The sequence below is a fragment of the Enterobacter cloacae complex sp. P43RS genome, assembly GCF_014930585.1.
GTDB lineage: Bacteria > Pseudomonadota > Gammaproteobacteria > Enterobacterales > Enterobacteriaceae > Enterobacter > Enterobacter bugandensis.
The window spans coordinates 300942-312948 of sequence record NZ_JADBRJ010000001.1 but is presented as its reverse complement, the minus strand read 5'-3'; the positions used below and the strand labels follow the sequence as shown (position 1 = coordinate 312948).

Annotated in this window: 12 protein-coding genes; 1 reads left to right on the top strand and 11 read right to left on the bottom strand. The window is 62.4% G+C overall.

Annotation, left to right across the window (positions count from 1 at the left end; all coding sequences use genetic code 11):
* Positions 1 to 23: 23 nt before the first annotated feature.
* Genes paaK through paaA form a run of 11 tightly spaced genes read right to left on the bottom strand, consistent with a single transcriptional unit; the run spans position 24 to position 9534 of the window.
* A complete protein-coding gene (gene paaK, locus IM294_RS01525) occupies positions 24 to 1340 on the bottom strand; it encodes a phenylacetate--CoA ligase PaaK (protein WP_041910177.1) in 1317 nt (438 codons plus the stop codon).
* 27 nt (positions 1341 to 1367) lie between these two features.
* Positions 1368 to 2573: a 3-oxoadipyl-CoA thiolase gene (gene pcaF, locus IM294_RS01520; RefSeq protein WP_047368479.1), complete on the bottom strand. Its 1206-nt coding sequence runs from the start codon at positions 2571 to 2573 to the stop codon at positions 1368 to 1370.
* The gene (gene paaI / locus IM294_RS01515) at positions 2573 to 2995 is read right to left on the bottom strand and encodes a hydroxyphenylacetyl-CoA thioesterase PaaI (RefSeq protein ID WP_028013034.1); all 423 of its coding nucleotides are present in this window, start codon (positions 2993 to 2995) and stop codon (positions 2573 to 2575) included. The genes pcaF and paaI overlap by 1 nt, the downstream gene beginning before the upstream one ends.
* On the bottom strand, positions 2985 to 4409 hold the full coding sequence (gene paaH / locus IM294_RS01510; RefSeq protein ID WP_047368478.1) for a 3-hydroxyacyl-CoA dehydrogenase PaaH: 1425 nt from the start codon (positions 4407 to 4409) through the stop codon (positions 2985 to 2987). The genes paaI and paaH overlap by 11 nt, the downstream gene beginning before the upstream one ends.
* 1 nt (position 4410) lies before the next feature.
* Positions 4411 to 5199 carry a 2-(1,2-epoxy-1,2-dihydrophenyl)acetyl-CoA isomerase PaaG gene (gene paaG, locus IM294_RS01505; protein WP_041910183.1) on the bottom strand — a complete coding sequence of 263 codons (789 nt, stop codon included), beginning with the start codon at positions 5197 to 5199 and terminating at the stop codon, positions 4411 to 4413.
* Entirely contained in the window at positions 5199 to 5966 is a 768-nt protein-coding gene (gene paaF / locus IM294_RS01500; protein WP_047368477.1) for a 2,3-dehydroadipyl-CoA hydratase PaaF, read from the bottom strand. The genes paaG and paaF overlap by 1 nt, the downstream gene beginning before the upstream one ends.
* On the bottom strand, positions 5963 to 7033 hold the full coding sequence (gene paaE, locus IM294_RS01495) for a 1,2-phenylacetyl-CoA epoxidase subunit PaaE (protein ID WP_126818013.1): 1071 nt from the start codon (positions 7031 to 7033) through the stop codon (positions 5963 to 5965). Before paaE ends, paaF begins: the two co-directional genes overlap by 4 nt.
* Positions 7034 to 7040: 7 nt before the next feature.
* Positions 7041 to 7538 (bottom strand): 1,2-phenylacetyl-CoA epoxidase subunit PaaD, encoded by a 498-nt coding sequence (paaD, locus tag IM294_RS01490; RefSeq protein WP_028013029.1) that lies wholly within the window; start codon positions 7536 to 7538, stop codon positions 7041 to 7043.
* An 11-nt stretch (positions 7539 to 7549) separates the two neighbouring features.
* Positions 7550 to 8296, bottom strand: coding sequence for a 1,2-phenylacetyl-CoA epoxidase subunit PaaC (gene paaC / locus IM294_RS01485; protein ID WP_126818012.1), 747 nt, complete (start codon positions 8294 to 8296; stop codon positions 7550 to 7552).
* An 8-nt stretch (positions 8297 to 8304) separates the two neighbouring features.
* Positions 8305 to 8592 carry a 1,2-phenylacetyl-CoA epoxidase subunit PaaB gene (gene paaB, locus IM294_RS01480; protein ID WP_003857353.1) on the bottom strand — a complete coding sequence of 96 codons (288 nt, stop codon included), beginning with the start codon at positions 8590 to 8592 and terminating at the stop codon, positions 8305 to 8307.
* 12 nt (positions 8593 to 8604) lie between these two features.
* Positions 8605 to 9534, bottom strand: coding sequence for a 1,2-phenylacetyl-CoA epoxidase subunit PaaA (gene paaA, locus IM294_RS01475; RefSeq protein WP_028013027.1), 930 nt, complete (start codon positions 9532 to 9534; stop codon positions 8605 to 8607).
* 285 nt (positions 9535 to 9819) lie between these two features.
* Here paaA and paaZ point away from each other — a divergent pair, with 285 nt between their 5' ends.
* Positions 9820 to 11862 carry a phenylacetic acid degradation bifunctional protein PaaZ gene (paaZ, locus tag IM294_RS01470; protein WP_041910195.1) on the top strand — a complete coding sequence of 681 codons (2043 nt, stop codon included), beginning with the start codon at positions 9820 to 9822 and terminating at the stop codon, positions 11860 to 11862.
* Positions 11863 to 12007 lie beyond the last annotated feature (145 nt).

The window sequence follows — 12007 nt, the reverse complement described above, 5'->3', positions numbered from 1 at the left end:
CAAAGGGGAGAGGGCCAGGTGTTTTAACCGTTGGCCGCAACTTTACGCAGATCAAACACCCGGCAGGCTTTTCCCTCCGAGCGCGGGATGCTGCCGCAGTTCACAATCATCACGTCGGTGGAAATCCCGACCATCGACTTTATGCGGTGGCGCAGCTGGTGGCACACCTGGCAACGCTGCTCGTGCGTCAGCGTTAAGCTGCTCTCTTTCAGCTCCACCTTCACGGAAAGTGAATCAAGATGCCCACGACGATTCACCTCCAGTTGATAGTGCGGAGAAAGGTGTTCGAACTTCACGATCTCCTCTTCCAGCTGCGACGGGAAAACGTTGACGCCGCGGATGATCAGCATATCGTCGCTGCGGCCGCCGATCCGGTCCATACGGCGCATACTGCGCGCGGTTGCCGGCAGCAGACGCGTCAGGTCGCGGGTGCGGTAGCGGATCACCGGCAGCGCCTCTTTGGTCAACGTGGTGAACAGCAGTTCGCCCTGCTGGCCATCATCCAGCGGCGTGCCGTCGTTCGGGTTGACGATCTCCGGGTAGAAATGATCTTCCCAGATGGTTGGGCCGTCGGCGGTTTCGATACACTCCATCGCCACGCCCGGCCCCATCACCTCGGAGAGGCCATAAATATCCAGCGCCGTAATGCCTAAGCGTTTTTCGATTTCGCGACGCATGGCCTGCGTCCACGGCTCCGCGCCGAAAACGCCAACGCGCAGTGAGCAGGTGCTGGCGTCGCCGCCCATCTGGCGCTCCAGCTCCTCAATCAGGTTGAGACAGTAGGATGGCGTCACCATAATCATGTCCGGCTGGAAATCACGGATCAGCTGCGCCTGTTTCTCTGTCTGGCCGCCGGACATCGGGATCACCGTCGCCCCCAAACGCTCGGCACCGTAGTGCGCGCCCAGCCCGCCGGTAAACAGGCCATAGCCATAGGCCACGTGAATTTTGTCCTTCGCGCTGCCGCCCGCCGCGCGCAGGGAGCGCGCCACCAGGTTGGCCCAGTTGTCGATGTCACCCTGCGTGTAGCCGACAACGGTCGGTTTGCCGGTGGTGCCGGATGACGCGTGAATACGCACCACCTGCTCCATCGGCACGGCAAAGGTATCAAACGGATAGTTATCCCGCAGGTCCTGCTTGGTGGTGCACGGGAATTTGCGGATATCCGCCAGCTCGTTGAAATCGTCAGGGTGAACGCCCGCAGCGTCAAACTTGCGTTTGTACATCGGCACGTTGTTATAGGCGTGGTGCAGCGTCCATTTCAGACGCGCGGTCTGCAGCGCCTGCAGTTCGTCAAGGGAGGCCGTTTCAATCGGATCAAGCTTTGTTGTATTTGTCATTGTAGGGTACTCACATTGTTTTTATGCTCAAACACGCTCAAGGATCATGGCAATGCCCTGACCCACACCGATGCACATCGTACACAGCGCGTAGCGCCCGCCGCGTCGGTGCAGTTCATTACTCGCGGCCAGCGCCAGTCTGGCGCCGCTCATCCCCAGCGGGTGACCAATCGCTATCGCGCCACCGTTCGGGTTGACGTGCGCGGCATCATCCGGCAATCCCAACTGACGCAGCACGCCCAGCGCCTGCGCGGCGAAAGCTTCGTTAAGCTCGATCACATCCATCTCGTTAATGCTGAGTCCGGCGCGCTCCAGCACCTTGCGCGTGGCCGGTACCGGGCCGAGGCCCATCAGACGTGGCTCCACGCCTGCCGTCGCCATCGCCACGATCCGCGTGCGCGGGACCAGCCCCTGCGCCAGCGCCATCTGCTCGCTGGCAACGATCAGCGCCGCTGCGCCGTCGTTGACCCCGGAGGCATTTCCCGCCGTGACCACCCCGTTCCTGCGGAACGGCGTTTTTAGCCCGGCAAGCTGCTCAAGCGTGGTGTCCGCGCGGGGATGTTCATCCTCGCTGAACTCGTTGACCGCCCCTTTTTTCCCCGGCACCTGCACCGACACAATCTCCTGCGCCAGAATGCCGTTCTGCTGCGCCTGCGCGGTACGCTGCTGGCTGCGCAGCGCGAACGCGTCCTGATCGGCACGGCTGATATTTAACAATTCAGCTACATTCTCTGCCGTTTCCGGCATGCTGTCAGTTCCGAATTGCTGATGCATGAGCGGATTCACAAATCGCCAGCCGATGGTGGTATCAAAGATCTCCGCCTGTCGCTGGAACGCGGCGGTGGCTTTGCCCATCACAAACGGCGCGCGGGACATGGACTCCACGCCGCCCGCAATCAGCAGGTCGCCGTCGCCCGCCTTAATGGCGCGTGCGGCAAAACCAATCGCGTCCAGTCCCGACCCGCACAGGCGGTTAATGGTGGTTCCGGACACCGTCTGCGGCAGCCCGGCCAGCAGCGACGACATACGCGCCACGTTGCGATTATCTTCACCCGCCTGGTTCGCGCAGCCGAAGATCACGTCGTCAATCCGCTCCAGATCGAGCTGCGGATAGCGGGCCAGCAGCGCGCGCAGCGGCACGGCGCCGAGATCGTCAGTCCGAACGGCGGAAAGCGCCCCGCCGTAGCGCCCCACCGGGGTTCGAACGCCATCACAAATAAATGCGTCACGCATCAGGCCTCTCCTGTCACATTGCCGCCGATGCGGTGAGATTTTCCGCGAAAAAGGGCGACGGTTTTCTGTTGCTGGTTCTGAATTTCAATGTCGTACACGCCGGTCAGCCTGCCCTGATGTTTCACCCGCGCGGTGGCGGTGAGCGTGTCCCCGGCAAAGCCCGGACGCAGAAAATCAATCGAACAGCCGGAGGCCACCGCCGCCAGCCCCTGACTGTTGCAGGCGTAGGCAAAGGCGGTGTCTGCCAGCGAAAACAGCTGTCCGCCGTGGCAGGTTTGGTGGCCGTTGAGCATCTGCGGGGTGATGGTCATGGACACCACCGCGTAGCCGTCGTCCATATCGACAATGTCCATCCCCATCGCCTGCGCGCAGGCGTCCCGTTCGTACATGGCGCGGGCGTTGTGCCAGGCGTTATGACTCATAGCTACTCTCCAGAAGCGCGCGCTGGCGCAGCAGGGAACAGGGGCGATAGCGTTCTTCGCCATAATGACGCTGCAGGTTCTCCAGCAGCGTCAGCAGGCGCTGCCAGCCCAGGCGCTCGCCCCAGGCGATCGGCCCGCTCGGGTAGTTGACGCCCAGGCGCATGGCGGTATCGATGTCCTTCTCGCTGGCGACCCCTTTTTGCAAAGCATCCAGCGCTTCGTTGGCAATCATCGCCACCGTGCGCCAGACCAGCAGGCCGGGATAATCGGCAATCTGCACCACCCGAAGCCCCTGCTGCTGCAGGTAGCGGATGGCCTTTTGCGTCGCCGTATGCGGGTTGCTGGCGGCTGCGGCGATGACCGCGACGTCGCGCTCGATGCGGTCCACCACCACCACCGGGCCGTTAAGCCGCAGCGCCAGGGCCTGCGCGGTTTCGCCCTGCGTTTCAATCAGGTACACATCATCAATTTCCGTGACACCGTCACGTCTTTTTTCCACGCGCATCGGGCTGTAGCTGTCGTTCACGGTATCAGCCCAGCGCACCCCGGGCCTGTCGCCCTGCCAGTCATAAACGCCCTTCCCGCTTTTTTTGCCCAGCCTGCCAGCCAGCACCAGCTCCTGCTGCACCAGCGAGGGCAGAAAACGACGCTCCTGCCAGAAGGCGTTAAATACCGAGCAGGTCACCGCGAAGTTAACGTCCTGACCAATCATGTCGGTCAGCTCCAGCGGCCCCATCGGGAAGCCGCCGCCTTCGCGCAGGGCGGCGTCAATCACCTCCGGCGCAGCCACCTGCTCTTCCAGCGCGCGCCAGGCCTCGGAATAGAACGGACGCGCGACGCGGTTGACGATGAACCCCGGCGTCGACTGGCAGCGCACGGGCTGCTTGCCCCAGTTCAGCGCCAGCTCGCACAGCGCGTCGGCCACTTCCGGGGAGGTTGCCAGCCCGCTCACCACCTCCACCAGCTTCATGACCGGCGCCGGGTTGAAGAAGTGCAGCCCGGCGACGCGCTCAGGATGGTGGATGTCCGCAGCAATCGCCGTGACGGAGATCGAAGAGGTATTGCTGGTCAGCACCGTCTGCGGGGGGCAGATTTCCGCCAGCTGCGAAAACAGCGCCTTTTTCACCTCCAGCCGTTCCGAGGCCGCTTCAATCACCAGTTCGGCCGCGGAGAGCGCGTCGATATCCGTGACGGGAAGCAGCCGGGCGAGGATCTGGCTCCCGGCATCGGCGGAGAGTTTTCCGCGCGTCACCCGGGAGGCCAGACGCTGGCGGATCCCGTCGATAGCGCGGGATATCGCATCGCTGGAAATATCGTAGAGCAGCACCTGATGCCCGTGGCTGGCCGCCACTTCTGCAATCCCCGCGCCCATCGTGCCGCTGCCAATCACGGCGACAGTCCGTATGTTGAGCATCTTATTTCCCCGTAAAGTTAGGCGCGCGCTTCGCGAGGAAAGCGCTGACGCCCTCGCGGTAGTCGTCGCTGCGACCGGCCAGACGCTGATAGTCGCGCTCCAGGTCAAGCTGCGCGTCGAGGGTGTTGGTTTCCGCAGCATTGATCGCCTGCTTGATCAGGCCCAGGCCGAAGGTCGGCTGCGAGGCAAAGTGCAGCGCCATCTGCTGCGCCGTGGCGGAGAGCTGGTCGTCGTCCACCACCTGCCAGATCATCCCCCACGCCTGCGCCTGCTCGGCGCTGAGTTTGTCCCCGAGAAGCGCCAGCCCCATGGCGCGGGCGCGTCCGGCCACGCGCGGCAGCAGCCAGGTGCCGCCGCAGTCCGGCACCAGACCGAGCTTGCTGAAGGCCATCACGAAGTTGGCCGACCGGGCGGCAATCACCATGTCACAGCCGAGCGCCAGCGTAGCTCCCGCGCCAGCCGCCACCCCGTTAACCGCGCAGATGACCGGCTTCGGCAGCTTTGCCAGGCGGCGCACCAGCGGGTTGTAGAAGGTTTCGACAGACATCCCCAGATCCGGCGCCGGGCCGTTGGGGTCGACGTTACGGTCGTTCAGATCCTGACCGGCGCAGAACCCGCGTCCTGCCCCGGTGATCAGCAGGCAGCGGATGGCGTCATCGCGTTCGGCCTGCTTCAGGCACTCGGCAAGCTGCTGGTGCATCACGTCGTTAAAGCTGTTCAGACGCTCCGGACGGTTCAGCGTAATGGTCATTACGCCCTGTTCTACGTGACTGAGAATAAATTCCACAATTAGCGTCCTTTAAAGTCGGGGGTGCGTTTTTGTAAGAAGGCGTCGATACCTTCCCGGCGGTCTTCGGTGGCGGCAAGCAGCGTAAACAGCTGGCGCTCCTGCGCGAGCCCGGCCTGCAGCGGCACCTCCTGGGACTGGCGCAGCGCCTGCTTCGCCGCCTGCAGCGCCAGCGGAGAGTGCCGCGCCATCAGCGCCGCCTGCTTCAGGGCGTACTCCAGTGTCAGAGACGCCGGGAAGAGATCGCTCACCAGCCCGGCGCCCAGCGCCTGCTCTGCGGTAATGCTCTCGCCGGTTAGCACCATTTTGCTGGCCAGGGATTTACCGACGCTGCGGATCAGTCGCTGGGTGCCACCCGCGCCGGGCATGATGCCCAGCGTGATTTCCGGCAGGCCGAAACGGGCGTTATCGCCAGCAATGATCACGTCGCACAGCAGCGCCAGCTCGCAGCCTGCGCCCAGCGCGAAGCCGTTCACGGCGGCAATCAGCGGTTTGTTAAACGCGTTAATGCGCGCCCATAGCTGCGGGCGGATATCGTTCAGGGTGGCGGGCAGGTCCTTCTCCGCCATTTCGTTGAGATCGGCCCCGGCGGCAAAGCAGCGCTCGCTACCGTAAATTACGCAGACGGCGATATCGGCATCCACGGCGGCAGCCTCAAGCTGTTCCGCAAGCTGCGCCAGCAGCGCGTTGTTAAGGGCGTTGCGCGCCGCCGGACGGTTCAGCGTCAGCTGCAGCACGCGGCCATGACGGGTAACAATCAGCTCGCTCATGCCATCCCCTTCGCGTCAAAGTCGACAATCACGTCGGCGGTTAACGGCAGCGACTGACAGCTCAGTACGTACCCGGCGGCCAGCTCGTCCGGCTCCAGGCTGTAGTTGGTTGCCATGTCCACCTTGCCGCGCAGCACTTTGCATTTGCAGGTGGCGCACACGCCGCCCTTGCAGGCATACGGCAGATCCGCTCCCTGCCGCAGGGCGGCATCAAGAATGCTTTCGTCGTCCGCCGTCAGGGTGATTTCACGATCGCGCCCGTCCTGGCGCACGGTCACTTTTTGACCTTCCGCCTGCACGTGCACCGCGCGCTTAACGGTGATTCCGGAGGTGTTAAAGCGCTCAAGGTGAATGGATTTTTCCGGCATCCCCAGCGCTTTCAGCGTCGCTTCGGCGTCGTCCATCATCGCCGACGGGCCGCAGATAAAGGCCTCGTCATACTGGCGGAAGTTGATCAGGGTTTTCGCCATCGCCTGCAGCTTTTCCCCGTCGATGCGGCCAAAGAGCAGGTCGCTGTCCAGCCGCTCCTGGCTGAAGATGGAGACCAGCTGCAGCCGCTGCGGGTATTTGTCCTTCAGGTCCGCCAGCGCCTGGCGGAACATCATGCTCTGGCTGCTGCGGTTGCCGTAGATCAGGGTGAAATGGCTGTTGGATTCGATCGAAAGCGTGGCGGAGATAATCGCCAGCATCGGGGTGATCCCGGAGCCTGCGGCAATTGCCAGGTAGTGGCCTTCACGTTCAGGCTGCGGCTGGTAGCCAAACTGCCCTTGAGGAACCATCACCTCCAGCGCCATACCCGCTTTGATCTCATCCCGGGCATAGCGGGAAAAGCGCCCACCGTCGATGGCTTTGACCGCCACGCTGATCTCACCCGACGCGGTGCTGCGGCAGATGGAGTAGCAGCGGCGCAGCTCGTCTTCGCCCAGCGTCGTTTTCAGGGTCAGGTGCTGGCCGGGGCGGAAGCGGTAGGCCTCCTGCAACGCCTGCGGCACCGCGAAGGTGATGGTTACCGCGTCGCGGGTTTCGGGTTCCACTTTTGCCACTGTTAATGAATGAAACGTTGTCATGGCAGCCTCAAATACATTTGAAATAGTCGAAGGGTTCGCGGCAGGTATTGCAGCGGTAGAGCGCTTTGCAGGCCGTCGAGCCAAATTCACTGATAAGGGAGGTGTCGGTGCTGGCGCAGCGCGGGCAGCTCACCTCTGCAGGGGCGTGCGCGTGGCAGCTATGCCCCACGGGTGGGCTGATGCCATACGCCCGCAGGCGCTCGCGCGCGTCGGCGGTCATCCAGTCGGTGGTCCAGGCGGGTTCAAGCTGGAGCACGATGTGCACGGGGGTGAAGCCGTGCGCGGTCATCGCCTCGCGGATCGCCCCCAGCAGGTGTTCCGTTGCCGGGCAGCCCGAGTAGGTTGGCGTGAAGCCAATCACCCAGCCTTCCCCCTGCGCCTTCACGCTGCGCACCATGCCTAAATCGGTAATGGTTAACACCGGCACTTCCGGATCGGGGATCTGGCTTAACAGCGACCAGATCTGCGGAATTTGCGCAGGCGCGATGTCGACGAGGCGTTGCATAGCGTTCTCCTTTACCACTGCTGACCGGGATACGCGCGCTGGAGATACTGCATTTCCGCCAGCATCGGACCCAGATGTTCGGTATGAAGCCCCTTCTTGCCCCCGGTGCGGTACGCCACCTCTGCGGGAATCAGCAGACAGGCTTCTTTCAGACCAGCAAACACTTCGCTTTCCCACGGCTGACGCAGGAGGCGCGGATCAACCGCCACGCCGGCGTCAATCAGCTCAAGCTCGACCTCATCGGCGTCAAACAGCTCCGCCGTAAAACGCCACAGGCTGTCGATGGCCTGCTGCATTTTTTGCGCGGACGTTTCGGTCCCGTCGCCCAGCCGTACCAGCCAGCCGCGGCTAAAGCGCAGGTGGTAGCGCGCCTCTTTAATCGCTTTGGCGGCAATGGCGGCAAGCTGGCCGTCGCGGCTTTGGGTCAGGCGTTCGTACAGCGCGACGTTCCAGGCATCCATCAGGTACTGGCGGGCAATCGTGTCGGCGAAGCTGCCGTTCGGCTGCTCCACCAGCAGGACGTTGCGGAACTGGCGCTCGTCGCGGCCAAACGCCAGCGTGTCTTCATCGCCCTGGCCTTCTAATTCCGCGGCATAGGTCAGGAAATTGCGCGCCTGCCCCAGCAGGTCGAGGCCGATATTGGCGAGCGCGAGGTCGATTTCCAGCTCCGGCGCGTGGCCGCACCAGGCGCCGAGACGCTGGGAGAGCACCAGACCGTTGTCGCCCAGACGCAGGGCATAGGCAGTCACTGAGTTCATTCTTTGCCTCACATATGCTCGATGCCGTCAGGGATGGTGTAGAACGTCGGATGGCGGTAAACCTTGCTTTCCGCCGGGTCGAAGAACTCGCCGCTCTCTTCTGGCTGGGAGGCCACAATTTCACTCGCCTTCACCACCCAGATAGAACACCCTTCGCTGCGGCGGGTGTAGGCATCACGGGCATTTTCCAGCGCCATGCGATCGTCGGCGGCATGCAGGCTGCCCACGTGACGGTGCGATAACCCTTGTTTGCTGCGTACGAACACTTCGTACAGCGGCCAGTAGACATTGCTCATGGTTATTTCCTCTTATGCGGCCTGACGGGTACGTTGTTTTTCGGCGTGCGCCAGCGCGGCTTCCCGCACCCACGCCCCGTCGTCCCAGGCTTTGCGTTTCGCGGCCAGACGTTCGTGGTTACAGATGCCGCGCCCGTTAATGACCTCGTCAAACTCCTGCCAGTCGATCTCGCCGAAGCGGTAGTGACCGCTCTCTTCATCGAAACGCAGGTCCGGATCCGGCACCGTCATGCCGAGCATCTCCACCTGCGGCACCGTGTTGTCGACAAAGCGCTGGCGCAGCTCGTCGTTGCCAAAGCGTTTGATTTTCCAGGCCAGGCTGCGGGCGCTGTTAGGCGAGTTGTCGTCGTTCGGCCCGAACATCATCAGCGCCGGCCACCAGAAGCGGTTGATGGCGTCCTGCAGCATCTGACGCTGGGCCTCACTGCCCTGCGCCAGCGCCATGCAGGCTTCAAAACCCTGACGCTGGTGGAAGCTCTCTTCTTTACAGATTTTCACCATCGCCCGTGCATACGGGCCGTAGGAGGTTCGGCACAGCGCCACCTGGTTGACGATGGCCGCGCCGTCCACCAGCCAGCCGATCACGCCGATATCGGCCCAGCTCAGGGTCGGATAGTTGAAGATGGAGGAATATTTCATCTTGCCGTCGAGCATCTTCTGGTAGATGTCTTCCCGCGCGCAGCCCAGCGTTTCCGCCGCGCTGTAGAGGTAAAGCCCGTGTCCAGCTTCGTCCTGCACTTTCGCCAGCAGGATCGCTTTTCGGCGCAGCGTCGGCGCGCGGGCTATCCAGTTCCCTTCCGGGAGCATGCCGACAATTTCGGAGTGCGCGTGCTGACCAATCTGGCGGATCAGCGTTTTACGGTAGGCTTCCGGCATCCAGTCCTGAGGCTCAATCGCCGTCTCCTGCGCTATGCGCTGCTCAAACCGTTGTTCTTGCGTCACGTCATCACCTTTATGATTCGTTAGTTTGCAAATTAAAGCGAAATGTTGAATCACTTTGTTTTTTAAAAGTTACACAAAGGTTAAATATAACCCCAAGAATTGTTTCCCGGTTTTGTGATGCTGCTCGCAAGGCTTTTACGCCAGGCCTTTTACAAAGCGCCTATACGCGAGGCGATTCGTCCAGCCAGATCACAACGTTAACAATTCATTAAAAACACAGCTTGATTTTTATGATTCGCGATCAAACTATTAATGGTGAAATCACGAAACATTTGGAGATAAGCGATGCAGCAGTTAGCCAGCTTCTTGTCCGGTACCTGGCAGTCTGGCCGGGGCCGCGAACGCGCGATTCATCACGCCATCAGCGGCGAAGCACTCTGGGAAGTGACCAGCGAAGGGCTGGACATGGCGGCCGCCCGTCGCTATGCCATTGAGCATGGGGGCGAGGCATTGCGCGCCATGACCTTTATTGAACGTGCCGCCATGCTGAAAGCGGTGGCGAAACACCTGCTCGGCGAAAAAGAGGCGTTTTATGCCCTGTCCGCCCAGACGGGCGCGACGAAGGCGGACAGCTGGGTCGATATTGAAGGCGGCATCGGCACCCTCTTCACTTACGCCAGCCTGGGCAGCCGCGAGCTGCCGGACGACACGCTGTGGCCGGAAGATGAGCTAATCCCCCTGTCGAAAGAAGGCGGCTTTGCGGCGCGCCACGTTCTGACCTCGAAATCCGGCGTGGCGGTACACATCAACGCCTTCAACTTCCCCTGCTGGGGAATGCTGGAAAAACTCGCGCCGACCTGGCTTGCCGGGATGCCCGCCATCATCAAGCCCGCCACCGCTACCGCGCAGGTGACGCAGGCGATGGTCAAATCCATCGTGGACAGCGGGCTGGTGCCGGACGGCGCCATCAGCCTGATTTGCGGCGGCGCGGGCGATCTGCTCGACCAGCTCGACAGCCAGGACGTGGTGACCTTTACCGGCTCCGCCAGCACCGGGCAAAGCCTGCGCGTGCACCCGAATATTGTGGCGAATTCGATTCCGTTCACCATGGAAGCCGACTCCCTGAACTGCTGCGTGTTGGGTGAAGACGTCACGCCGGAGCAACCGGAGTTTGCCCTGTTCATTCGGGAGGTGGTCCGCGAAATGACCGCCAAGGCCGGGCAGAAATGTACCGCCATTCGCCGGATTATCGTCCCGCAAAGCCAGGTTGATGCCGTCAGCCAGGCGCTGATTGCCCGTCTGGAAAAGGTGGTGATGGGCGACCCGGCGCAGGAAGGGGTGAAGATGGGAGCACTGGTCAACGCTGAACAGCGCGCAGACGTGCAGGAAAAAGTGGATCGGCTGGTCGCCGCAGGCTGCCAGATCCGTCTGGGCGGCAAAGCGGATTTGCAGGCCGCGGGGGCGTTCTTCCCGCCGACCCTGCTGTTCTGCCCGCAGCCGGATGAAACCCCGGCGGTGCACGATACCGAAGCCTTCGGCCCGGTCGCCACGCTGATGCCGTATCGCAGTGCAGAGCACGCCATGCAGCTTGCCCGCGCGGGCGGCGGCAGCCTGGCGGGGACGCTTGTCACCGCAGACCTGAACATTGCCCGCCAGTTTATTGCCGGCGCGGCACGCGCCCACGGGCGTATTCAGATTCTTAATGAAGAATCATCAAAAGAGTCTACCGGCCACGGCTCCCCGCTTCCTCAGCTAATGCACGGCGGCCCTGGCCGCGCGGGCGGCGGCGAAGAGCTGGGCGGCCTGCGCGCGGTGAAGCACTACCTGCAGCGCACCGCGATTCAAGGCAGCCCGACGATGCTGGCCGCCATCGGCAAGCAGTGGGTGCGTGGCGCAGCGGTGCAGGAAGATCGCGTCCATCCGTTCCGTAAATACTTTGAGGAACTGCAGCCGGGCGACAGCCTGCTGACGCCGCGCCGCACGCTGACGGAGGCGGACATCGTCAATTTTGCCTGCCTGAGCGGTGACCACTTCTACGCCCATATGGACAAGATCGGGGCGGCAGAGTCGATCTTTGGCGAGCGCGTGGTTCACGGCTACTTCCTGATCTCCGCCGCGGCGGGACTGTTCGTTGATGCAGGCGTCGGGCCGGTGATTGCCAACTACGGCATGGAAAACCTGCGCTTTATCGAGCCGGTCAAGCCGGGCGACACCATCCAGGTGCGTCTGACCTGCAAGCGCAAAACGCTGAAGAAACAGCGTACCGCCGAGGAAAAACCGACCGGCGTGGTGGAATGGGCGGTAGAGATTTTCAACCAGCACCAGCAGGCCGTGGCGCTCTACTCCATTCTGACGCTGGTGGCGCGCCAGCGGGGTGATTTCAGCTAACGTTCGCCCTCATCCTGCCCCTCTCCCCAACGGGGAGAGGAGATTGCTCTGCACGACCTGTGATTTATCTCAGCGCCTTTTTTAACCTGGCAAGACCAACAAATAACCTGGCAGATGCAGGCAAACGCTTTTCTCAGGCGCCTGT

What these genes read in the sequence shown, in the direction of transcription:
- paaK (WP_041910177.1), bottom strand. Translation starts at nt 1,340, where the DNA reads ATGACAAATACAACAAAGCTTGATCCGATTGAAACGGCCTCCCTTGAC.
- pcaF (WP_047368479.1), bottom strand. Translation starts at nt 2,573, where the DNA reads ATGCGTGACGCATTTATTTGTGATGGCGTTCGAACCCCGGTGGGGCGC.
- paaI (WP_028013034.1), bottom strand. Translation starts at nt 2,995, where the DNA reads ATGAGTCATAACGCCTGGCACAACGCCCGCGCCATGTACGAACGGGAC.
- paaH (WP_047368478.1), bottom strand. Translation starts at nt 4,409, where the DNA reads ATGCTCAACATACGGACTGTCGCCGTGATTGGCAGCGGCACGATGGGC.
- paaF (WP_047368477.1), bottom strand. Translation starts at nt 5,966, where the DNA reads ATGAGCGAGCTGATTGTTACCCGTCATGGCCGCGTGCTGCAGCTGACG.
- paaE (WP_126818013.1), bottom strand. Translation starts at nt 7,033, where the DNA reads ATGACAACGTTTCATTCATTAACAGTGGCAAAAGTGGAACCCGAAACC.
- paaD (WP_028013029.1), bottom strand. Translation starts at nt 7,538, where the DNA reads ATGCAACGCCTCGTCGACATCGCGCCTGCGCAAATTCCGCAGATCTGG.
- paaC (WP_126818012.1), bottom strand. Translation starts at nt 8,296, where the DNA reads ATGAACTCAGTGACTGCCTATGCCCTGCGTCTGGGCGACAACGGTCTG.
- paaB (WP_003857353.1), bottom strand. Translation starts at nt 8,592, where the DNA reads ATGAGCAATGTCTACTGGCCGCTGTACGAAGTGTTCGTACGCAGCAAA.
- paaZ (WP_041910195.1), top strand. Translation starts at nt 9,820, where the DNA reads ATGCAGCAGTTAGCCAGCTTCTTGTCCGGTACCTGGCAGTCTGGCCGG.